The 21,694-nt window shown below is 57.6% G+C and carries 18 protein-coding genes and 1 pseudogene; 11 read left to right on the plus strand and 8 right to left on the minus strand.

The features are described 5' to 3' along the window. The first annotated feature begins 1 nt into the window (after position 1). The 3 genes from QE408_RS02315 (at position 2) to QE408_RS02325 (ending at position 3,633) form a co-directional block, all read left to right on the plus strand. Entirely contained in the window at positions 2-1,441 is a 1,440-nt protein-coding gene (locus QE408_RS02315; RefSeq protein WP_306928207.1) for a M81 family metallopeptidase, read from the plus strand. A gap of 220 nt (positions 1,442-1,661) precedes the next feature. After that, positions 1,662-2,906: an MFS transporter gene (locus QE408_RS02320; protein ID WP_306928209.1), complete on the plus strand. Its 1,245-nt coding sequence runs from the start codon at positions 1,662-1,664 to the stop codon at positions 2,904-2,906. Then, positions 2,899-3,633: a copper homeostasis protein CutC gene (locus QE408_RS02325; RefSeq protein WP_306928211.1), complete on the plus strand. Its 735-nt coding sequence runs from the start codon at positions 2,899-2,901 to the stop codon at positions 3,631-3,633. The genes QE408_RS02320 and QE408_RS02325 overlap by 8 nt, the downstream gene beginning before the upstream one ends. Positions 3,634-3,662: 29 nt before the next feature. On the opposite strand, the gene QE408_RS02330 is transcribed toward QE408_RS02325, so the two are convergent. Both QE408_RS02330 and QE408_RS02335 read right to left on the minus strand, forming a co-directional pair. Continuing rightward, positions 3,663-5,072 (minus strand): sensor domain-containing diguanylate cyclase, encoded by a 1,410-nt coding sequence (locus QE408_RS02330; RefSeq protein ID WP_306928213.1) that lies wholly within the window; start codon positions 5,070-5,072, stop codon positions 3,663-3,665. 312 nt (positions 5,073-5,384) lie between these two features. Then, entirely contained in the window at positions 5,385-7,475 is a 2,091-nt protein-coding gene (locus QE408_RS02335) for a carboxy terminal-processing peptidase (protein ID WP_306928215.1), read from the minus strand. A gap of 405 nt (positions 7,476-7,880) precedes the next feature. Between QE408_RS02335 and QE408_RS02340 the strand changes: the two genes are divergently transcribed. The 6 genes and pseudogenes from QE408_RS02340 (at position 7,881) to QE408_RS02365 (ending at position 12,390) form a co-directional block, all read left to right on the plus strand. Next, positions 7,881-8,168 (plus strand): hypothetical protein, encoded by a 288-nt coding sequence (locus QE408_RS02340; protein WP_062424116.1) that lies wholly within the window; start codon positions 7,881-7,883, stop codon positions 8,166-8,168. Positions 8,169-8,560: 392 nt separating this feature from the next. Beyond that, positions 8,561-9,064, plus strand: a complete 504-nt coding sequence (locus QE408_RS02345; RefSeq protein WP_306928220.1) for a ribonuclease H family protein — start codon at positions 8,561-8,563, stop codon at positions 9,062-9,064. 138 nt (positions 9,065-9,202) lie between these two features. Then, positions 9,203-10,069, plus strand: coding sequence for an SDR family oxidoreductase (locus QE408_RS02350; RefSeq protein ID WP_306928222.1), 867 nt, complete (start codon positions 9,203-9,205; stop codon positions 10,067-10,069). Positions 10,070-10,159: 90 nt separating this feature from the next. Further along, entirely contained in the window at positions 10,160-10,546 is a 387-nt protein-coding gene (locus tag QE408_RS02355; protein ID WP_306928224.1) for a hypothetical protein, read from the plus strand. Positions 10,547-10,618: 72 nt separating this feature from the next. Continuing rightward, positions 10,619-11,080, plus strand: coding sequence for a hypothetical protein (locus tag QE408_RS02360; RefSeq protein WP_306928226.1), 462 nt, complete (start codon positions 10,619-10,621; stop codon positions 11,078-11,080). 169 nt (positions 11,081-11,249) lie between these two features. Beyond that, a pseudogene (locus QE408_RS02365) lies at positions 11,250-12,390 on the plus strand (ceramide glucosyltransferase). Between the two features lie 82 nt (positions 12,391-12,472). On the opposite strand, the gene QE408_RS02370 reads toward QE408_RS02365, so the two are convergent. From QE408_RS02370 to QE408_RS02395, 6 genes are all read right to left on the minus strand, one after another. Then, positions 12,473-12,724, minus strand: a complete 252-nt coding sequence (locus QE408_RS02370) for a hypothetical protein (RefSeq protein WP_306928227.1) — start codon at positions 12,722-12,724, stop codon at positions 12,473-12,475. Positions 12,725-12,947: 223 nt separating this feature from the next. Then, complete coding sequence (locus QE408_RS02375) at positions 12,948-14,177, minus strand: glycosyltransferase family 4 protein (protein WP_306928228.1); 1,230 nt, start codon at positions 14,175-14,177, stop codon at positions 12,948-12,950. A gap of 137 nt (positions 14,178-14,314) precedes the next feature. Further along, positions 14,315-15,565: a glycosyltransferase family 4 protein gene (locus QE408_RS02380; protein WP_306928229.1), complete on the minus strand. Its 1,251-nt coding sequence runs from the start codon at positions 15,563-15,565 to the stop codon at positions 14,315-14,317. Positions 15,566-15,574: 9 nt separating this feature from the next. Then, positions 15,575-16,345 (minus strand): polysaccharide deacetylase family protein, encoded by a 771-nt coding sequence (locus tag QE408_RS02385; RefSeq protein WP_306928231.1) that lies wholly within the window; start codon positions 16,343-16,345, stop codon positions 15,575-15,577. Next, positions 16,320-17,669: an O-antigen ligase family protein gene (locus QE408_RS02390; protein ID WP_306928233.1), complete on the minus strand. Its 1,350-nt coding sequence runs from the start codon at positions 17,667-17,669 to the stop codon at positions 16,320-16,322. The genes QE408_RS02385 and QE408_RS02390 overlap by 26 nt, the downstream gene beginning before the upstream one ends. After that, a complete protein-coding gene (locus QE408_RS02395; protein ID WP_306928234.1) occupies positions 17,669-19,138 on the minus strand; it encodes a GumC family protein in 1,470 nt (489 codons plus the stop codon). The genes QE408_RS02390 and QE408_RS02395 overlap by 1 nt, the downstream gene beginning before the upstream one ends. 162 nt (positions 19,139-19,300) lie before the next feature. Here QE408_RS02395 and QE408_RS02400 point away from each other — a divergent pair, with 162 nt between their 5' ends. Beyond that, entirely contained in the window at positions 19,301-20,548 is a 1,248-nt protein-coding gene (locus QE408_RS02400) for a lipopolysaccharide biosynthesis protein (RefSeq protein WP_373465505.1), read from the plus strand. Beyond that, positions 20,545-21,633 (plus strand): hypothetical protein, encoded by a 1,089-nt coding sequence (locus tag QE408_RS02405; RefSeq protein WP_306928238.1) that lies wholly within the window; start codon positions 20,545-20,547, stop codon positions 21,631-21,633. The genes QE408_RS02400 and QE408_RS02405 overlap by 4 nt, the downstream gene beginning before the upstream one ends. The last annotated feature ends 61 nt before the right edge of the window (positions 21,634-21,694 follow it).

Raw genomic sequence — 21,694 nt, forward strand, 5'->3', positions numbered from 1 at the left:
CATGGTGTTACGCATTGCAGTCGGCGGCATTCACACGGAGTGCTCCACCTATTCTCCGGTTCTGATGCAGCCCGAAGACTTTCGCGTGATTCGCGGGGACAATCTGACCGGTGCTGAGTATTTCAGCTTCCTGCCGACCGAAGGCGTGGAGATCCATCCACTCCTCCATGCCCGCGCCATTCCAGGCGGCCCGGTCTCTCGGGCCACCTATGAGGCCTTCAAACAAGAGTTCTCCGACAAGCTACGGGCCACCCTGCCCCTCGATGGTCTCTATCTTGCCATGCACGGAGCGATGAATGTCGAAGGCATGGACGATGCCGAAGGCGACTGGATTGCCAATGCGCGCTCGATCATCGGCCCGGATATTCCGCTGGCTGTGAGCTACGACCTGCACGGCAACGTCACTCAGAAGATCGTCGATCAGATCGACATCTTCGCCGCCTATCGCACCGCGCCGCATATCGATGTGCGCGAGACGATGGAGCGCGCCTGGTCTATGCTGATCAGGATGCTGAAAACGGGAGAGAAACCGGGCGTCGCGTGGGCTCCGGTTCCGGTTCTGCTGCCCGGCGAGAAAACCTCGACGGAAGACGAACCCGCAAAGTCGCTCTACCACCGCCTGCCGGAGCATGATCGGACTGAGGGTGTCTGGGATGCCAATCTGATGGTTGGCTATGTCTGGGCGGACGAGCCACGGGCAACGGCCTGCGCCGTGGTCACGGGGTCAAATCCCGAGGCAGCGAAACGCGCCGCCGAAGAGATTGCACTCTCCTACTGGCAGGCAAGGCAGGATTTTCGCTTCGGTCCCGTTACCGGCGATCTCGAAGCCATGCTAGATCTGGCAGAAAAAGCCGAAACCCAACCCGTCATCCTTGCTGATTCAGGCGACAATCCGACCGGTGGCGGCGTTGGAGACAGGGCGGATGTGTTGAAGTCGCTGATTTTGCGCGGCTTCGAGGGCGCGGTCATCGGCGGCATTACCGACCGTCCGGCGGTGGAAACCTGCTTTGCCGCCGGCATCGGCAAGACGCTCAGCCTCAAGATCGGTGGTTCGCTCGATCCGGCCAGCCCCTTCGTTGAAGTCGGTGCCGAGGTCATCAGCCTCGATGATCCCGGCCCAGCCGACGAACGGCAGGCTGTCGTCAAGATTGGCGGTATCACGCTTATTCTTGCAGCCCGGCGTCGTCCCTACCACAATATTGCAGACTTCATGCGCCACGGCATCGATCCTGCCAAGGTGCGATTGCTCGTCGTGAAGTCCGGTTATCTGTCGCCAGAGCTTCAGCCACTGTCCAACCCCAACCTGATGGCGCTGACGGATGGTGTGATCAACCAGGATATCGAGACCCTGCCATCGAAGCGTCGGGTGCAACCGACATTTCCTTTCGTCAAAGACTTCGACTATACACCGTCTGCGAAACCGTCCGCACGGTGGCGTTAAGGCTTTAAGGCAAGCGCTGACGGTCGGATCACCAATCGGCGCTCGTGACACCACACGGGCGCCTCTCTAACTTACCATCCTGCGTGATCGCAGGCTGTCTTGCCTGAAGCGTGCGCGATTTTTCAGATTCGCATGCGTTTAAGGTCCTTGTTTTACCGCATGTCGTCATCGCAAAACCGCTCCACACTTTTGCTTGAACCATGCTTTAAGTGGACGATCCATGCTGTCGGCGCTGCCCTTTGTTTATCGACATGACCAGTTGCGGCTTTCGGCTGCCGGTATCTTCGTCTTCGGCTTCACTGGTGCCGCCACCGCGCCCTATATGTCACTGATCGGCATTCGCGAACTCGGTCTGACCGATGCGGCTTTCTCGATCCTGAGTTTCATTGCCGCGCTGGTCAACGTGTCGGCCAGTATCAGCATGGGCATCCTTTCGGACCGACTCGGCCACTATAAACTTCCCATTCTCGGAGCCTGTATATCCGGGGCGTTGGGCTACGGCGTGGTCTATGCCTTTCCGACCGTTTGGACTTTCGCGCTTGCGCTGCTCATCCCCGTTCCGGTTTATGGCGCACTCAACTCGCTGATCTTCGCCTATGTTCGCGCAAGCTGCGCCAGCATGCCGCCGCGTGATCTCATTGCCGTCAACTCCGCCGTCCGCGCCGCCATCTCGCTTTCCTGGGTGCTGGTGCCGGGCGTCGTTGGCTATGCGCTCGCGGGCAGATCGAGCATGCTACCGGCATTTTTACTGGCAGCACTCGCCTGCGTGCTATGTTTCATTCTCTTCGCCCGCTTCATGCGGGAAGACGGCGTTGCACATGCCGAACGGCAAGAGCCAGCTTACGCGTTCCTGGCATCCATCCGCCATCTCGGCACACGCCAGATCTGGCCCTTCGTCCTTGCCATTGCGCTGATCTCATCCACCCTTCATGTCAACGGCATTGTGCTGCCGCTGGTCGTCACAGGAAAGGCTGGCGGGCAACCGGCCGATGTGGGCGCGATCGTCGGCATTGTCGCTCTCCTCGAAATCGTCTTCATCTTCTTTTGGGGGTGGGTGGAAACCAAGACATCGGCTGCGGTCGCCATAGCCGCAAGTGCGCTCCTCTATTGCGCCTACATGCTCGGTCTTGGGCTGGCGCAAGACCCGATGACGGTCTATCTGCTGACACCTCTCTCGGGCCTCGGCGCAGCCGGTATCATTTCCTTGCCGATCACCTATCTGCAAAACCTCATCGCGCGGCGCGCCGGTCTCGGGAGCTCGCTGATTGCCGTCAATATTTTTCTGGCCGGTGGCTTGAGTTCGCTGCTCTTCTCAGTCGGAACGGCTGTGAGCGATTATTCTCACACGGCAATGCTCGGCGCCTTTGCGGGCCTCTGCGGCGTGGCACTCCTCAGCTTCCTTCACAAGCGACCGTCTGTTAAGGACGACCTCCCGACCCAACAAGGAAGCGAACATCATGGCTGATCATACCGCGCGGCGGCTGGAGATTTGCGTCGACAGCGCAGAGGGTCTCGCCGCAGCGATCGAAGGCGGCGCAGACCGCATCGAGCTTTGCTCCGCGCTTGGCGTTGGCGGACTGATGCCGTCTTACGGACTGATGCGACACGCGAAGAGAACGAGCCCGATCCCTGTCTATCCGCTGATCCGCCCAAGAGCCGGAAACTTCATCTACGATGCATCCGATGTCGCCATCATGGAGGCGGATATTGCACAGGCGCAGGAGCTCGGTTTGCCCGGCGTCGTCATCGGTGCAACCACTCCAGATCGCCGCCTCGACCGACAGGTTCTGGAGAGGTTGATCGAAGCGGCCTCCGGTCTGGACATCAGCCTTCACCGGGCCTTTGATATGGTGAGCGATCCGATCGAAGCGCTTGAGACCGCGATAGATCTCGGTATTTCCCGCATTCTGACCTCAGGCTGCGCAAAGAACGTCTTGCTTGGAATGGAAACGCTGAAGCGCCTCGCGCATCAGGCGAATGGTCGCATCAGCATCATGCCGGGCGGTGGTGTAACGGCCGATCTCGTTCCGGAGCTTCTGGCCGCAACCGGCATCCACGAAATCCATGCCTCGGGCAGTGCCTCTTCCGCAGAGGATCCTTCTCTGGTGGCATTCGGTTTTGCGCCCGAACAGCGCAGACAAACCAGCCCGCAGATCATTCGCACCTTAAAGACGATTGTCCTTGACGCCTGATGGCCACCTGCGCGGAAGCGTCCCAAGGATCAAGACGAGGATGCTGCCAGATCTACGTCGTCTCGGAATGGAGAAGCCGCACCGCGATTGAGACGCTTGGCAATATAAAGCGCCTCGTCTGCACGTCTGAAGACAGGATCCGGTGAGGTCTCCCCTGCCATAACCCTGCTCATTCCGTAGGATGCTCCAACCGTCATGATCGTGCCGTTGACTTCGTAAGGCTTGGAAATAAGCGCTGCCAACTGACGGCAACGGCTATCCGCCTCCTCTTCCGAAACCTTTGGCATCATCACCGCAAATTCGTCGCCTCCGAGGCGAAAGCAAACGTCGTTCGTGGCGCATCCGCCACGCAAGCGCTCGGCAACCTGCTTCAACAGGTCGTCGCCATCGGCATGACCGAAGCGATCGTTGATCGCCTTGAAACCATCAAGATCGATGCAGACGACTGTTAGGGGCCCGTGTTCCGACAGCTGGGTAAACTTGGTCGATACCAGCGTTCTGTTGGCAAGCCCTGTGAGAAAATCATGCGTCGCCGCATGCCGCATGCGCTTTTCCGCGTCTACGAGCATAGTCAGCGCCTGCCGCGATGTCGAAATTGCAAGCGCACAACTGACGGTGAAGATACAGAGCGTGGCCGCAGCGAAGGGCAATGACTGGCGCAGAAGATCATGGGCCGGCGTGTTTGCCCGCCATGACAGGACCTGAACCTGGCCGTTTGGCGCAACGGCGATATCCACCAAGGCACGGTCGGGTTTAACCCGTTCGGCCGGCTCGACGGCTGCATCGTCAAGCATGAAGCGTTCACCGAAAAACGCCTGAAGGCTGCCAGCAATCGGGATAGCCGAAACCAAGATTGGCGCGCGTTCGGTATTGGGGACGACAGTCCCTATGTCTGGCTGGAAAAGACTGGCTGTCAGCAGGAGAGCGTCGTTCCCCACAACTTCGATCTTGCTGGAGGCGATCCGGTCAGGAATTCCTTTCTTCTTGGGCTGATGCTCCCGCGCACGCACCGAGTCAATCAACGGCCGCGCCGCCGCGACAAGCGCGCTCGGTTCCTGTTTCAGAAAAGAATGGTTGGCAAAATCATCCGCTGTTTTGGCGTAGATAATCTGGTCGTTGCCGTCGATGACGGCAAGCGAGCGCACATTCGATGTGCCGATCACCGACTGACCGAGATTGCGCTCTGCCCAGCCCAGATCGAAATTGTTGTTGAGCTTGTCGATCGCCTCATCCCAGATCGTCCAGGACGTCAGAACGACCTCCATATCCGACATCCAGATCGCGACATTGCGCTCGACCATCGTCTGCTGCCGCGCCTTCGCCTCGGCATCCAAGCGGTCCGCACCGAGAAACAAAATAGCAGCCAGTCCGAGCAACAAAAGCCCGACAATAAAGGCAACAGGACCGACAAGCTTGAAGTGGTTAAGGCGCGCCGTCATAGGGGGTTCCGTTTGCAGTAAGCCGATACTGTATATCGGCAAGAATGCAGGCACAGTTATCAGGCGGAACAATTACCTTGGCAAGGTTAATGGTTTTCTCGCCAGTCACGAGCTCGTGTCGGCTGTCTCAGCGAAAAGGGGAAGGCAACATTCAAGCTGCCAGTCACCGGTACCGCCCGATATCATCGGACACCAAGAGCGCCATGAACAATGCTAACAAGGAATGCCCTTGCCCTCGAATAGCCGCCTCGGCCTTCAAGTCGAAATCGATTGTCAGGCCGACGCTGCAGATCCATCCATCCGCTTCGGATTTTAACGCGCAGCTTTTTCCTTACCAGGCAGGATATTCGCTACATCAGCCACGATGGCAGCCGCTTCGGTCTGAAGCACGTCTTTCGCGTTCTTCCGCGCATTTTCCAAAGCAAGGTTGGCGCTGAGGCTTCGTTCGTTGGCTTGCAGTCCGTCATCGAGTTCTGGCACGACGACGCCGGCTTCCTGGCGCGCTTTGAGCTTTGCTGCCACTGCGGCCATCTCCTTACGGCGCTCCGCCTCGTTAAGAGAGATCGTCTTCTTCTCTCGCTGGGCCTTCAGTTCTGCGGCATCTTCGACGAAGCGCTGATAATCCTTATCGTTCTTGATGCGCGCTTCATGGCGGCTTTCCAGTTCGGGCACGAGTGCCGACATATCGCCAAGCTTCTTGTACTTCGCAGGCTTGATCGTCGTCCATGGCAAGGCGTTGTCATAGCTGGATTCACCGAGCGTCTTGGGGTCCAGCACGCTTGGCGTATTAATGTCAGGCGTCACGCCGCGCAACTGCGTCGTACCACCATCGATCCGGAAGAACTGGGCAATCGTCAACTTAAGCTGGCCGAGTTCAGGCTCCTGCTTACCAGCAACCCTGTCCAGATCGACAACAGTCTGAACCGTGCCCTTGCCGAAGCTCGGGTCACCGACGATGACGCCACGTCCATAATCCTGAATGGCGGCCGCAAAAATCTCCGATGCAGACGCCGAACCGCGATTGATCAGAACGCCGAGCGGGCCATCCCAAACCGGCGTGGAGCGGTCATCATTCTCGACCTCGACCTTGCCAGCTGCATTGCGCTGCTGAACCACCGGGCCCTTGCCGGTGAACAACCCGGTGAGATCGATGGCTTCAGCCAGAGAGCCGCCACCATTGTCGCGCAAGTCCATGACGACGCCGTCGACCTTTTCCTCTTTCAATTCGACGAGAAGCTTTTCGACGTCGCGGCTGGCGCTTCTGTAGTTCTTGTCGCCAGCACGCCGCGCCTCAAAGTCCTCATAGAAGGTCGGCAGTGCGATGACGCCAATCTTCAATGTCTGGTCGCCAAGTTTCACGGGAACAACAGACTTTTTGGCCGCCTGCTTCTCGAGGCTGACCTTATCGCGGACCAGGTTGATCACCCGGTGACCGCTGGCATTTCCGGCATCGGCCGGCAGAATGTCCAGGCGCACCATAGATCCTGCTTCGCCGCGGATCATCTGCACGACCTCGTCGAGACGCGTTCCGACGACTTCCTTGATCGAACCTTCTTCGCCTTGGCCGACACCGATGATGCGGTCACCGACAGCGAGTTTGCCGGAGAGTTGCGCTGGTCCGCCGGCCACGAGCTCGCGGATCGTCGTATAGCCGTCGCGCTCCTGCAGCACGGCACCGATGCCCACCAAAGAGAGCTTCATAGAGATATCGAATTCAGCCGATGCTTTGGCGCTGAAATAATCGGTGTGGGGATCGACCGCCGTGGTGAACGCGGCCATGAAGGACTGGAAAACGTCATCGGCCTTATAGGTCTCGACTCGGTCGAGAATGTTCTTGTAACGCTTGTCGAGCGTGTCGCGGATTTTCGCTTCGTCCTGATCGGCGAGCTTCAGTCTGAGCCAATCGCTCTTCACCCGCTTGCGCCAGAGTTCGTTGGCCTCTTCTTCCGTTTTTGCCCAAGGCGCATCCTCGCGCGACAGCGGGTAGTCTTCCTGAACCGTAAAATCGAAGCCGTTCTTCAGCAGGCTGCGGGCATAGGTCATCCGCTCGACCACACGCTGATTGTAAATCTTGAACATCGAGAACGGGATGTCGAGATTCTTGTTCAGGATCGCGTCGTCGATCTTCTTGCTGTCCTTGGCAAAGCCATCAATATCGCCCTGCGTGAAGAGCATACGGTCCGGGTCGAGCGACTTGATATACTTGTTCATCACCTTGACGGAGAGCGCATCGTTCAACGGCACAGGACGGTATGCATAACGCTCCAGGAACTGTGCGCTGAGAGCGGCCGCTTCTGCCTCGGGTGCAGTTGCTTCCAGCACCGGCATCTGCGAGGGCTCGCGCGCTTGCGCGACGGTGGCAATTCCGATGACAAGGCTGAAGAAAAGGGGCTTCAAGCGCATCCCGACATGTTCCTTATTACTCAATATCTCCGTCTTATCTTATTCTTGGGCGAAATTGCGATAGTTTAAAAGCGATCAAGATATATTGAACCTTTGAATTTGAGATGGACGGCCCACGCCTCACCTCAGACCTGCTCGACTTCATGCAGCAGTTAGCGACGGCAACCGCCGCACACCAGCTAAAGCGCTGTGCCTCCTGTTGGACGCACAAAGCATGCTTTGCCTTTTCTGAATCGACGCATTGTGCTTTCCGAAAATCGAGTCCGATTTTCGGGGCGATGCTGTAGGATTTCGCTACGTTACAGGCCAGGGCGAACTGCTGCCCAGTAGCACACAAACATGTCAAATCGATTCCGATTTTCCCCTCGATGCTGTAGAGAAGCTCCTGCAAATCAGGAGTAAAACATGCAAAATATCAGAAGCTTGGTCGTGGCCATCATCGTCGGCATCGCTGTCGGAGCGGCTTTCATGATGCTGGATAAGTCGCGAGGCGCGGAATGGGCCGTCTCGCCTCAGCAGATCGAACAGGCGAAAGCGGAAGGCAAAGCCGGATACGAATCCTCTCCCGGCACCGTGACCGTTCTGCCGATCCGCAGTGAAACCGCGGATGCTCTTCCCTTCAAGTGGACGATGTATGGCCTAGTGGCTGCTGTCGTGACCTTCGTCACCCTGCGCCGCAAACAAAAACGCTGAAAACGAAAAAGCCTGCCGCGGGAGGAGGTGCGGCAGGCTTTCGAAAAGAATCGAACAGCAACTGGGAGGAGGAGTGCTGCTGCTCTAACAAATGCCCTTTGGGAGGAGGATAAGGACATTTGCAACTCGAAGCTTTGCGGGAGGAGGTGCATCGCTTCGATTGTTAGAAACTACCCATAATTCTCGGCATAATAAATGGTCTTTATCGCAGGTGAGGTATGCGTAAACGCATAGCTTGCTGTTTGGGAGCAGTTCATTTTTAGAACTCTGCCGAGGAAAAAGGCACAACGGTGTATTTCCTGCGTTGGGCTTGCTGTAGCAAGGGTGAAGCATGCCTGCATTAGCCGCGTTATGAGCATCGCCCCGACCAGTGACCGAAAGATTCCCAGCCTATGACGACGCCCTCTACGCCACACAACCTCCAGCTCTTCGTCGACGGCTCATATGACCCGCTCAAGCGCCTGGGCGGTTGGGGCGTGATTGCGGTCCGCAATGACGTCCATATAGGCTCCCGGTCCGGCAGCATAAGCTGCGCCGACAACAGCGCGCCGGAACTCGTTGCCGTTCTTGAAGCCTTACGCTGGCTGGAGGTGAATGCGATCGGGGAGGCAGCGACGATCTGGTCGGACTCTTCCTACACGGTGACGGGGTGCAACAAATGGCGCCATATTTGGAGAACGAACCGTTGGAGAAAGCGTGCACCGAATGGCAAAGGTCGCAGCAGAGACGTCCCCAATAGCGATCTTTGGAGGGCACTCGACGCGTGCCTGACACGCTGCGACATGATCGAGATTGCATGGTGCAAGGGTCATGTAGGCCTGCCATGGAATGAACGAGCCGATGCTCTGGCAAGGCACGCGGCCAAGCCCGCTGTACTCGGGATAGCTGGGTCGTGAGACAAGTGTCCCGCGTGCCGGATCAATCGAACTCCGACTGCGGCAACGCCACAGACACTTGAGGGTTCGCTAAAGCTTGGAGGGAACTGCATTTGCTAAAACGTGTTTGGGCTTCGTCAACAATTGTGGAGCACAGACATGGATGCCGAGACTCGCCACCCTTCCCCGCCCTATCCTGAACAAAAGCAGACGCCGCCCGGGACCACCGGTCAGATGGAGCCAAAGCCTGATCATGGCGAGCATTCCTATAAGGGTAGCGGCCTCCTGAGCGGCAAAGTCGCTCTGATTACCGGTGGGGATTCCGGTATCGGTAAGGCCGTCGCAATCGCCTTTGCACGTGAAGGCGCCGATCTCGTCATCTCCTATCTCGACGAGGAAGAGGACGCACGCGACACCGTGAAATGGGTGGAAGAAGCCGGTCGCAAAGTGGTGGCCGTTCCTGGCGACATCACCTCGGAAGACCATTGCAAATCCCTCGTGCAGCGCACCGTCGAGGAATTCGGCAAGATCGATATCCTCGTTAACAACGCTGCATTCCAGCGCACATATGCGGATATCGCCGACATCGATTCCGCTGAGTGGGACGAGACCTTCAAGACCAATATTTATGCGCCGTTCTTCCTGTCGAAGGCCGCTGTCCCACACATGAAGTCTGGAAGCTCGATCATCAACACCGCTTCGATCCAGTCGAAGCAGCCCTCACCTCAGCTGCTTGCCTATGCCTCCACCAAAGGTGCTGTGCTGAACTTCACGGCCGGGCTCGCCGGGATGGTCGCTGAAAAGGGTATCCGCGTAAACGCCGTTGCACCTGGCCCGATCTGGACGCCTCTCATCCCGTCCACCATGGGCGTGGAGAAGACCAAGACCTTCGGTGAGCAGACATTGATCGGACGCGCTGGACAGCCCGCCGAGCTTGCCGGCGCCTACGTTCTGTTGGCATCGGATCGCGGCAGCTACATGACTGCTGCCGTCATCCCGGTCACCGGTGGCGAGATCATGATCTGATCTTAACGGTTGAGACTGGACAAAGCGGGGCCGTAAAGGAACCGCCTTGTCCGTCTGCGGTTCGGTCAGAAGAATAGGGAGAAACTTCAGATGTCCGATCCACCTCACGCAGTTGGCTCAAATGAGGTCGGCTCCGTCAGCCGATTGCAGCAATCCGAAAGCCTTAACGTCTACAAGCTGGCTCCCGTGGCAAAGGCAGACGACCCACACTGGGATAAAGGCGCCTCCTATGGAGAAGTCCTGGTCGCCGCCCGGTCGTCAGGCGATGCGCGTATCGTCGCGACCGAGGCACAGCCTGATGCCTCCGCGGCGACTGCGCAGCCTTTCGAGGACGTCTCCACCCGCTTTGCCAGCGCTTTCCGTGACGAGACGCTCTACACCGTCATTGAGGTAGAGCGTGATCGCCCGGACGTAGAGCGGGGCATGATCCCCAAGTTGTCTGTTGACGCGACGATGAAAGCAGGTGGCGACGCTTAATCATACCTGATCGAACCGGAACCCTCCCGCGTCTGAGAAGTTGAGACGACGAACCCTTACGGAGACAAAATAATGTCCGACCAAAATTCCACCTCACCTGCCGTCGCCTCACTGCATGAAGAGCAGGCAAGACAGCGCACCGGCAAAGGAGATCTTCAAAAGGGGCTCGAAGACACCTTCCCTGCCTCCGATCCCGTGTCCCACACAACCACAACGACAGCCACATCGACATCCGCGCCCGAAGAAGAGCAGGATACGGAGGAGGCTCCAAAAGTGGATGAGGCCCTTGCTGCCGTCAAAGCACGCCAAGACACACCGGCAACCGACCATGCCATCGAAGAAGTGAGAGCACTTCGCTCTGAACTTGGACGCATCACAGAGTCGGCCCAGGAAGCGCTTTCCGCATCGGCACGCATCACCCGCAGCGAAATTCAGTCCGCTCAGAGCAAGGTGATCCGCCAGGTCCGTAAGCGTCCTCTTCAAGCATTGGGACTGGCAGCACTTGTGGGCTATGTCTGGGGTATGACACGATAGTTTTGAGCAGCGCGTAACAGGATGGCGGGAGTACGGTATCCGCCATCCACAGCAGAATGAACGCTATATGACAGATGGCTGCCATATGACATTGATCTGTCATGAAAGCGTTATACTTGCGATAGGGACATAAACGCCGGGCAGACGATCCGGATGTGTGGAGTTGCACATGGACATCGCTCTTGCCGTAATCGCCTTTGCGCTGATCTTCGTCCACCTGTTGAGCATAGGTCTGACGGCCGTTCGTGTGAAATCGACCGCAAGAGGGAGTGCGGCGCAGCAGAACCAACCGCCAGTCTCCCTTGTCGTCCCACTACGCGGCGTGGAGAATTTCACTGCACTGACGATCCCGCATGCCTTTCAGCTGGATTGGCCAAACTACGAAATCATCTTCTGCGTGGCGGATAGCGCAGACCCAGTTATCCCTCACGTCAAATCGAACATTGCCGCCTTTCCTCACATCCAGGCTACATTGCTGCTGGGTGATGATAGGATCAGCGCCAATCCGAAATTGAACAATTGCGTAAAAGGATGGCGTGCAGCCACAAGCGAATGGGTCATTCTCGCCGATTCGAACGTGCTGATGCCCGATCATTACATTACGACCTTGATGGGCGCGTGGCGCAAAGATAGCGGCCTTGTCTGCTCCCCGCCCCTCGGCTCCCGGCCAGCCGATATCTGGTCGGAGCTGGAATGCACATTCCTCAACACCTTCCAGTGCCGGTACCAATATGCGGCAGAGACATTGGGCCAGGGCTTCGCACAGGGCAAGACGATGCTTTGGAACAAGCCGCTCCTCGATTCACTCGGCGGCATTGAAGCCCTTGGCGCCGAAATTGCCGAAGATGCCGCAGCCACCAAGCTTATCCGTGCAAGCGGGCGCAAAGTTCACCTCGCACCAGCCCCCTTCGAGCAGCCGCTCGGTACGCGCAGCTTCGCGGAAGTCTGGTCTAGGCAGGCACGCTGGGCGCGTTTGCGGCGAGTAACCTTCCCGCAATTCTTCGCGCCGGAGATCCTCGTCGGAGGCATTCCTCCTCTCCTTCTTGCACTGGCCGCCGCTATGCTGGCGGGGGCGGATAGCAAGACAATCGTGGCAATCACGGTAGCGATCCTCGGGCTCTTCTATCTCCCGGAGTTGGCGCTCGCCAAGCTCAAAGGATGGCATGTCTCGTGGACAAGCCTTTCCAACCGTGATCATGCGGGACGCGTTGCTACCGCTCATCTGGGCAAGAAGCTGGATGGGGTCTTCAGTCTCATGGCGTGGCAACATGATGACCGTTGGAACGCAAGAAAGCACGCTAAGCGGCTGATAACCGCAGAGGCATGCGGGGATCGAGCACGAAAGCAGGGCTTCGCCTCGTCCTCAGGCTCGGGTGGCCCAGCACTGTTTCGTCAGGCTTTTTGCCCTGCATGTTCCTGTAGAAGCTGTGCAAGTTCATCACCGGCAATCAGCACGTCGTGCCCGCCTCGATGGACATGCAGTTCAACGCGAGTTGGGCGAAAACTATTGCCCCGGACAAATTCAATCGCACTCTTGAGGGAGTCGAACATCTCCCTGTGAGAGACTTCGAAACGCTGCCACAAAACGACGGTCGTGTGGCTCTCTCCAAACCGGCTCATTGCCTCGCTCGCATCGAAAACCAACCCAGCGCTCCTCACCGTTGCGTGTGAAAAGCAACGCTTGAAGACGCTGATCGTTCAACCGCCTCGACGGTTTATGACGGCTGCATGTCTGGAAGGTATGAGGAGTGTCGATTCAGTCTAGTGTGCAAAGCGTCCTTGGAACCCACAAAAGACGCTCTAACTCCTTGGATCTACGCATCGTGCTTTCTCAAAGGTTCCGATTTTCGGGGCCTATGCTGTAGCGTCAGTTGCGCTTCAGAACGGACAGATAGAGAGAAGCCGTCTGCTCACAGATGCTGTTCCAATTGTAGCGAGACATGATCGTGCTGCCAGTCTCTCCCATCTCAACAGAAGCCTGGGCGGCGGCCGGACGCTCCGACAACTTTGCCTGCATTGCTTGGGCAAGTGCGGAAATGTCTCCCAGGGGGAAATACGAGCCTGCATCCAGTTCGAGCGCCAGATTGGCTTCGATATCGCTTGCCAGTACTGGCAAACCATAGGCCAGCGCTTCGAGAAGTGCGATCGGCATCCCCTCATGGCTGGACGGGAGAACGAACAGGCCGGCATTGGCAAAAAGCCCCCCAAGCCGCGCGCCCGATTGCGATCCCGTCAGCACGATGTTCGGATGAGATTTCGCACGTGCACGCAATCTCTCTGCGTAATCACTTCTGGCATCGCCGCCGCCGACGAGAACAAGCTTGGTGCCCGGCATGTCGGCACGCAGAAACGCATCTATCAAATCCATCTGGCGCTTCTCTACGACAAGGCGCGCAACCAGCAGGACATAACGGCCTTTCGTCAGTCCGAATTCATCCAGAACGCCATCATCTGCGGCGCCGATATCGATCTGCACGCCATTGGGAATGAAATGGACGCTGCGATTGAACTTCGCCTGCATCGCATCGGCAATATGTTTGGCGACGACGATGCGGCCTTGGGCAAACCGCATGCCCGCCCACTCGCCAAGACGCAGAACTTTCTTTTCCAGCGCGTTCCATTTCTCGCGATCGTAATCATAGCCGTGATGAGTGAAGACGACTTTCATCCCCATCATCCGCGCCAAAGGTGCCACGAGCGAGGGACCGACGGCATGAATGTGGACGATGTCGGGCTTGAGCATTCTGGCTTTGAAGAGAGCCAGCAGCGTATGGACTATGGCCTCCAGTCGCGTGTTGCTCGGCGCCCATGTCGGATGGACGGTGACGCCGCGCCAGACGTAAGGCACTTCACCGGCAACATAATTTTGGCGCGCATAGACGTGAACGTCTGCGCCTCTTTCTACCAGCCCTGGGACAAGTTGCTCAACATGAGTTTCGATGCCACCGGGAACCCCCGGCACGCCGCGCAGACCGATCATGCATAGGCGAACCCCATCCAGATTGGGAAAGTGGACCTCGTCGGCATTGCTGCGCGCCCGAAGTGCCGTCGTCTGTTTCGACGCCGCATAGTCCACCACTCGCTTGCTCCCGGGCATCCAACCCCACTCCTACGGCACAGCTATGACAGCAGCTACCGGCAGGCAGTTTTCACGCTGCCGCGTATCCCCAACCTTACCGCCATTATATTGACGAAACCCTTCAAACATATATAACATTATAACTATCTAAATTACTACCTGCCGCTGTAGGGCGCTGAGACCCCGAGACTTCGATAGAGGGTCAGCGTCCTCTCAAAAAATGCGTTGCGCGAAAACTCCGCCTCTACCCAGGCCCGACCACGCTTTCCCATATCGTTGCGTTCGGATGCCGAGAATAGGTCCATGGCGATCAGTGCCCGTGCAAGATCATCCCTATCGCCAGGCGCCGCGATAAGACCTGTCTGGCCGGGCTGGATCAGTTCGGGAATGCCACCGATATCCGTTCCGATCACCGGGCGCCCAAGGGCGTAGGCCTCCAGAATACTGACCGGCGCATTTTCATACCATTCGGACGGAAGAACGAGCGCCTTGGCACCGGCCAAGGTCTCATGCAAGGCGCGACCGCTGAGATAGCCGAGGAACTGAACATCGGCATTTTCCCTCTGCGCCAGCGCCCGAAGCTCTGCCTCTTCCGGTCCTGTGCCGGCAATACGCAGACGCTTCCCCGACCGTGCCGCCGCGCGGATGAGAGTGTCCACGCCCTTCTCCGGCGCCAGGCGCCCGGCAAACAGGAAGTAATCACCCTCCTCGACGGCGAAGCTCTGCTCGCTGATCGCATGGTCAACGAAGTTCGGGATATGGACCAGTTTATCCTTCGGCCATCCCCATTCCATCAACTTCTGCTTGTAGAACTGGCTTGGAACCACGAGCTTATCGATATGATCGCGATAGAGACGGAGCGCGCGATGCACCGCCGTTTCCACCATGACGAGGCCGCTTAACGCCACAGAACCTTTCATGCAGCGGTGAAGGAGGACATTATAGATGCGACCGCCCTTGCATCTTTCGCAGACGCCATCCGGCGCCAGCATTTTGTAAGAAGGACAGGCGAGCTTCAGATCATGTACCGTCATCACAGTGGGAATTCCCCGCTTTTTCAGGAGCGGAAAGATCGCCGGAGAAATGTGGTGATAGACGTTGTGAGCATGCGCCACGTCCGGCCTCACGCGGTCAATCAATGCGGCCAGGCTTTGTCGCGCCTTGCGAGAATAGATGATCTCCAGCCCGTGACCGATCTTCGTCATCAGACCGCCTTGACGACCGAACTCGATCTCGGGAACGAAAAAGGGCGACCACTCCGATGGCAGATTGTCTGGGTGCTGCATGGAAAAGGGCACGGCATTCCACCCGGAGCGGGCGAACATCTCCATCTGATCAAGAAAAATCGCGTCTGCCCCGCCACGGCGGTAGTGGTAATTGTTGATTGCCAGAAGCGTCGCGCTCATTGCCTCATCTCAACTCTCCACATGCTGAAGAGCATCACGAACCGGCAGAACGAGGCAGCCGCTCGAAACGGCATAGCGCACCAATGTGGAAAAGGTCGAAGGCGTGCATCCATAGGGTGTCGGCGTATCGCTAACATCGTGCGTGAAGAACACCAGCCAGCCCGGCTCTTTCACCACTGCGTCAATCTGACGAACCAACGCAAGGGCGTCCTGTTCCGGCTGGCGAATTTCCATTCCCCAGAGAAAGCCGCGATTGACCTTGCCCCGGTTGATGCGATCTCCGCCGCCACGCGCTGTCTGATAACGATCGGCAAAGAGTTGCCGATGCCACAGCGACCCCTGATTATAGGGATAGGCAAAGTTTCGCTTCGCGACCGCTGGCTCAAAGCTATCCAGCAAAGCGGCGTTGCGACACAGATTTTCACGCAAAGACCGTCTTGGCAGCGTGTGGACGATTTCGTGCCCGAAAGTATGGCAGCCGAGTTCATGGCCCGCAGCAGCAAGCTCCCGGCATCCTTCCTCAGAGATTATATTGCGGTCAGGCTCCACACGATTGAGGAGACCTCCGGCAATGTAAAACGTGCCGCGCACCCCGTTTTCCTCAAGAATTCTCGCGCCCGCGCTCAACGCCGTACAAGGCACATCGTCGAAGGTGAAGGACACGACGGGACGGCGGCAAGCAACGTTCAGCGTCGAGGCGGGCAGAGCGCGCACAGCCCGTTCGGCAACACGGTCTCGCAGATAATCAAGCTTATCACTGACTTTGGATAAAAACGCCATGGCTTTCCTCCTTGGTCACAACCGGTTCTTTGACGAGGCTCATCCTGGACTGCAGGACCAAGCCGAAAATGGAGACAAGAAAAACGAAAAACACCGGGCTGCCATTCTGGAAGAAAATAGCCTCGAGGCAGGCGGAGTAGAGCACGCAAAGCCAGGTGCGCTGGAAGAGGCGCGTCAATGCCGGATCATTTTTTGGTGGCACCAGGTCCAGCCGCGCGATCGCCCGCATCGGCACCAGAATGACGAGCGTCAGCGCCAGCAGCAACCCCGGAATCCCTGTCGTCAGGAGCGTATCCACATAAGCGTTATGTCCGTTGAAAGCCCGGACTGCCCAGGTCTCGAGACCGGCAGGGCTATGCGTCAGGTCAGGCGTTTGCCAGAAGCCTTGGAAGCCATAGCCGAGGATTGGGGATTGGGCGATCGCGTCAAAGGCGATCTTCCAGATATCGGAGCGGTTGGTGAAGGTCGGATCAATGCCGACCGAGGCCACCAGGCTTCGAAAATCCGATGATAGGGTGGCGCCAAGGATCAGAGTGTTGAAGGCGACGATACCGCCCACCGCGATGAACCACCGCGTCCAGCGAACCCTCTCGAATATCCATTGCAGAACGAGGATCATAGGCAGCATCGCAGTCGATGATTTACCCCCGGTGTGCATAAGAAAGAACACGGCCAGAACGGTAATGACGATGCCGCTTTTCTTCCATCCTGCACTGCGGAAGTAGAGCCCGAAAAATGTGATCTGCAGCATCACCGCAGCAGTGAGGTTCTTGTGTGCATAATGGCCCCTCCAGTAACCCGCATTCATCGGTTCGACAATTTCGGCCGCCTGATGGATCGAAAGCCGGGGCAGAAAAACAACGCCGAAATAAGCCACCCCGAGCGTGATGGCGGTACCGTAAAGCATCAGTCGCGCGAATTGCTCCTCGGATCGGGGAAGAAGCAGGAACATGCCTGCGTTGAAGAAGGTCAGGGTCGCCAGGATCGTCCGCTTGATCGCATCGATGGGATAGTTCGACAGCGCAGACGAGATGAAAAACCAACCGAGAAGCGCAATGATCAAAACTCTCGGCTGGCAAATCTGCGAGCGCATAGGATGGTTCAGGGCGGCATAGATGGTCAGAGACGTAATCAGCAGAAACGTCATCTGATTGAGAAAGTTTGACCCCGATACAATATCCGTTCCCGCAGATTGCAACTTCACAAGGTCGATAAACGGGTTCGTGGTGATGAAGTAGAACAGGAAGATCGCTACGAAGGTCGCAACTCTGACCTTCATATGCTGTCCGCTGAGTTGAGCTGGCGAGATTGTGGTTACCTGCATCACATAATCCGCTCGAACCGCCAGTCGTTGCGTCTGAGTTCAATCAACGTCCGACCTGCGACGACGAAAAACGCACCAAGCAGGATCCCGGCGATCAGGCCACCGATCGCAAGCAGCGAAGTCGGAGGAGGGAAGCTGCGCTTCTCAGGCGGTACTGGCTCGGTGACGATGCGGAGATTGGAAACGTTGAGCTGCTCCTGCTCTCCGGTTTCGCCCGCGCGCTTCAGGAACGTATCGTAGAGCGCTGCCTTAGCCTCGGCATTTCTCTGTAAATCCTGCAATTCGACTTGCGCCGCATCGTCGGTCGAAACCCGGCTCTGAGCCGTATTGATCTGGCTGCGCAGAGAATCGACAGCGCTTTGCGCCTGGTCCATCTCAAGCTTGACGCTTTGCAAGATGCGTTCTGTCTCGCGAGCGATTTCCGCTCTGAGCGTCGCCAGCTGCGCCCTCGATGCGGCAAGCTTTGGATACCGTTCCCCATAGGTCAGTGCCAGCTCGTCATATTGCTGTTTGAGAACGGAATACTGCGATCGCAGCGTATCGAGAAGCGGTGACGACAGCGAACTGGCCCCAGTGCCCCCATTTGCCGAAGGCTGGCTCAACTTATTGTAGCGCGCCTTGACCTCCTGCAGCCTGGAATTGGCATCATTCAACCGCGTGTTGAGCTGCGAGAGACTTTGAACATTAACGGAGCCTGCACTGCCGAGATCCTGAAGATTGTTTTTCTGCCGGAACTCCACGACCGCATTGGCTGCGTCTGTCGCAGCACGCCTCAACTCTTCAAGGCGCGTCGCAAGCGCCGTGCTCGCGCTCTTGGCAAGATCACTGCGCGTAGCCTCAAGCTCCTGCCTGAAAGATTCTGCGAGTGTCGCCAGTATCTTGACCGACCGCTCGGGATCGCGCGTCCAAAGGCTGATGTTGATGAGATAGGTTCCACCTTCGCGGCCAACCTTGATGCGCTTGTCGAGAATTCGCATCGCCGTCAATGTTTGATCCCCTGGGGGCTGCGGACTGGCGAGACCGAGCACGTCCATCAGATTGAAACCGGGTTCGAGCGATGGGTTGAACTCCGGAAGCTCCTGCAACTGCTCGCGCTCGACCGTCCGTCGCAGAACGTTGCCGGAGTTGAGCAGCAGAATTTTGCTGGATATGTCGAGGATTTGAGCTTCGCTCTGAAGGGCGGGAACCGTCAACTCATTTGGAAGGACCTGACCTGAGGGCGGCGGCAGCAGGATATCCATAGAGGCCGTATAGCGCGGCTTGGTTAGGGTGCCGAAGGCGATCCCGGCCGCCGCGCCGAGAATAGCGAAGAGCAGAATGACAAAGAGCCCACGACGCAACCAGAGAAAGACATTGCCAGGGGTGATGATCGGGCCCGAAGCCGCAGTTGGTTTCGTATCGACGTTTCGACGCAGCGAAGGCTCCGGCGTTGGGCGCTCGACGCGCTTCTGCGTTGGATACTCGTACATGCGCGACCAGACCTCTGTGTCAATCGAAACGAAATATTTTCAGCTTATAGCTCCCATAAACCACACAGACCGCTGAGAAATGGTTTACGCCCCCACCTCTTTCTGGGCATGGAATGACACATGGCAAGAAACGCACCAGGAAATACATCCAGATTGCTTGGAATGCTCTTGTCTTATAGCGCTTCCTCGGCAAGTCTTCTGATTGCCAATGCCGCGCAACTCATCACATTCGCGATACTGGCCCGAACTTTCGGCGCCGAAGAGTTTGGTCGCTACGTTTCCTTGATTGCCGTCACCAACATTGCTGTCCATCTCTGCGGCATGGGTGCGTCGGAATCCCTCGTCCGCCGCGTTCCGCAAGACCCATCCTGCTTCCCCCGCATCTTCGGCCACAGCATCATCTTGAGCGGTATCAGTGGAGCGGTGCTGATCGTGATGGGCATGATTGTCCTGCCCCACTTTATGCGTTTTGGGGAGACGTCAGGCGAGAACCTCTGGATAACCTTTCAGCTGCTTTTGACCAATATCGTCCTGGTGCGCCTGATCATGTTGGGCGAAACCATCTTCCTCGCCCATCGACGGAATGGCGCCGCCAATGCCTCCATCATGGGCTTCGCGCTGATCCGCACGCTGACAGCGGCTCTCGCCTGCATCGCCTTCAAGGTCGATACGGTCGAAAGCTGGGCGACGTGGCAAATGGTTTCATTCATACTGACGCTTGCTCTGTACGGGTTCCTCGCCTTTCGCATCGCGCGGCCGGACTACAGACTGGACCGTCCCGAAATCCGCCTTGGGGTACTTTTCGCGACCCCGTTCATTTTTCGGGCTTTTCGTCAGAATGTCGACCTTCTGGTTCTCGGCTTGGTGGCCGGGCCTGAAATGGTGGGCAGCTACGGGGTCGCCAGGCGTATCACCGATAGCAGCTATATGGCGGTCGACGCGCTCAACCGGCTCGTCTACCCTCACCTTGCGGTGGCAAGCGTCAACGGCATCCACCACGCCTTCAAATTGACGATGCGTATTCTCGCAATCGCTATCGGCCTTGGACTGGCCGCAGCCCTCGTCATATTCTTCGCTGCCTCGTTCATGCCTCTGATCTTCGGAACGGAATATGTGTCCCTGCCGACATTTGTTCGGGTCTTGGCCCCGCTAATCCTCCTGATCGCAATCTGGTCGATTGCGGTCGATCTTCTCGGAGCGGCCGGTGAACATGCAGCGCGTGCCTGGGTGCTGAACCTCGCAAACGGCATCGGCGCGCTCATCATCGGCGTGGCTGCATGGGTCTGGCCACCCTACGGAATTTTCATCTCAGCCTATATTATCGAATTTAGCATCGTGATTGCTTCATGGCTCGTGGTGCGGGCCTATGTCGCCCGCTCCATCGCAGCAAGCAAGGAGATTGAAATATGACGACAAAAAGTACGTCAAAGCTCCGCCCCGCAGAGCTTGGCGATCTTCCCCAGATGAGCGCACTTTTCAGTTCCGTGTTCCGGTCCCGCTCCAAACCGAAGACGAAAGCGCTCGAAGCGCACATGTCTGAGATCTTGTTTACGCATCCGAATTACACACCCGAGAACGGCAGCCTTGTATCGGTGGACGAAACCGGTACGTTGAAAACCCTCCTCAATATCATACCGCTCACCTATCGCATCGGCGAGGAGACCGTGATTGCGAGGCTGACCTGCGGCTTCGCAACGACGCCGGATGCCAATCCCCGAGCCGCCGCGGCGGTGTTTTTAAGCACCCGGCCGAAATCCGATAACATCCTCTTTACCGACAGCGGCGCCCCGATCGGCATCGCCCATTTCAAGGCGATCGGCGGGATCGAACTCCAAGTCCAGGCTCTTCGGTGGTACAAGATGTTCAGACCGCTGCCTGCGCTTATCAGCTTCCTGAGAATCAAGCTTTTCGACCGCTTTGGGCGTCTCATCAGCAGAGGGCAGCTTCCTGACAATAGTCTTGCGAAAAACGTGACGACAGCGGACGGATACAGTGTTGCAGAAGCCACCCCTGCGGTCTTTGCCGAATACGCAACCCGTTATCTGGAACGTTATGTGGTCGCGCCGGTTTATGACGAGGCCTACGTCGCCTGGGCTGTCAACGCCTCTGCCGGAGATGACGGACGCGGAAAACTGATGCTGGCACAGGTCACGGACAAGAACGGCAATGTCGTCGGCGTTTTCTCAGTCGTGGGCGAAATGGGCGGTTCGGCACATATCCTTGATCTTCTGTACGAAGACAATGCTCAGGATGCCCTCGTTGATGCCGCGCTGCTTGCCCTGGAACGATCCGGCTTCACCTATGCCTGCTCTCAGGCCCGCCCCGAGATGATCCGCTCACTCTCCCGCTACAGCCGCATCTGGTATCGCTACTTCACCGGGATATCCGCAACCTCCCGCTCTGCCGCGTTCAAGGAGGCGATGGAGAGCGGCCGGGCCTATTTCGGCGGACTGGGTGGAGAAGGCTGGACACGTCTGACGCGCGACTTTTACTAGGTTGAGACCCCACTCTGCGCGACGATATGAGCCTGAAGCGCACGGAGCGAATCTCAAAGAT

Source organism: Agrobacterium larrymoorei (assembly GCF_030819275.1).
In the GTDB taxonomy this organism is placed as follows: domain Bacteria; phylum Pseudomonadota; class Alphaproteobacteria; order Rhizobiales; family Rhizobiaceae; genus Agrobacterium; species Agrobacterium larrymoorei_B.

Bases quoted from the DNA above. Each gene is read 5' to 3' on its own strand.
- QE408_RS02315 (WP_306928207.1), top strand. From the start codon at position 2: ATGGTGTTACGCATTGCAGTCGGCGGCATTCACACGGAGTGCTCCACC.
- QE408_RS02320 (WP_306928209.1), top strand. From the start codon at position 1,662: ATGCTGTCGGCGCTGCCCTTTGTTTATCGACATGACCAGTTGCGGCTT.
- QE408_RS02325 (WP_306928211.1), top strand. From the start codon at position 2,899: ATGGCTGATCATACCGCGCGGCGGCTGGAGATTTGCGTCGACAGCGCA.
- QE408_RS02330 (WP_306928213.1), bottom strand. From the start codon at position 5,072: ATGACGGCGCGCCTTAACCACTTCAAGCTTGTCGGTCCTGTTGCCTTT.
- QE408_RS02335 (WP_306928215.1), bottom strand. From the start codon at position 7,475: ATGCGCTTGAAGCCCCTTTTCTTCAGCCTTGTCATCGGAATTGCCACC.
- QE408_RS02340 (WP_062424116.1), top strand. From the start codon at position 7,881: ATGCAAAATATCAGAAGCTTGGTCGTGGCCATCATCGTCGGCATCGCT.
- QE408_RS02345 (WP_306928220.1), top strand. From the start codon at position 8,561: ATGACGACGCCCTCTACGCCACACAACCTCCAGCTCTTCGTCGACGGC.
- QE408_RS02350 (WP_306928222.1), top strand. From the start codon at position 9,203: ATGGATGCCGAGACTCGCCACCCTTCCCCGCCCTATCCTGAACAAAAG.
- QE408_RS02355 (WP_306928224.1), top strand. From the start codon at position 10,160: ATGTCCGATCCACCTCACGCAGTTGGCTCAAATGAGGTCGGCTCCGTC.
- QE408_RS02360 (WP_306928226.1), top strand. From the start codon at position 10,619: ATGTCCGACCAAAATTCCACCTCACCTGCCGTCGCCTCACTGCATGAA.
- QE408_RS02375 (WP_306928228.1), bottom strand. From the start codon at position 14,177: ATGCCCGGGAGCAAGCGAGTGGTGGACTATGCGGCGTCGAAACAGACG.
- QE408_RS02380 (WP_306928229.1), bottom strand. From the start codon at position 15,565: ATGAGCGCGACGCTTCTGGCAATCAACAATTACCACTACCGCCGTGGC.
- QE408_RS02385 (WP_306928231.1), bottom strand. From the start codon at position 16,345: ATGGCGTTTTTATCCAAAGTCAGTGATAAGCTTGATTATCTGCGAGAC.
- QE408_RS02390 (WP_306928233.1), bottom strand. From the start codon at position 17,669: ATGCAGGTAACCACAATCTCGCCAGCTCAACTCAGCGGACAGCATATG.
- QE408_RS02395 (WP_306928234.1), bottom strand. From the start codon at position 19,138: ATGTACGAGTATCCAACGCAGAAGCGCGTCGAGCGCCCAACGCCGGAG.
- QE408_RS02400 (WP_373465505.1), top strand. From the start codon at position 19,301: ATGCTCTTGTCTTATAGCGCTTCCTCGGCAAGTCTTCTGATTGCCAAT.
- QE408_RS02405 (WP_306928238.1), top strand. From the start codon at position 20,545: ATGACGACAAAAAGTACGTCAAAGCTCCGCCCCGCAGAGCTTGGCGAT.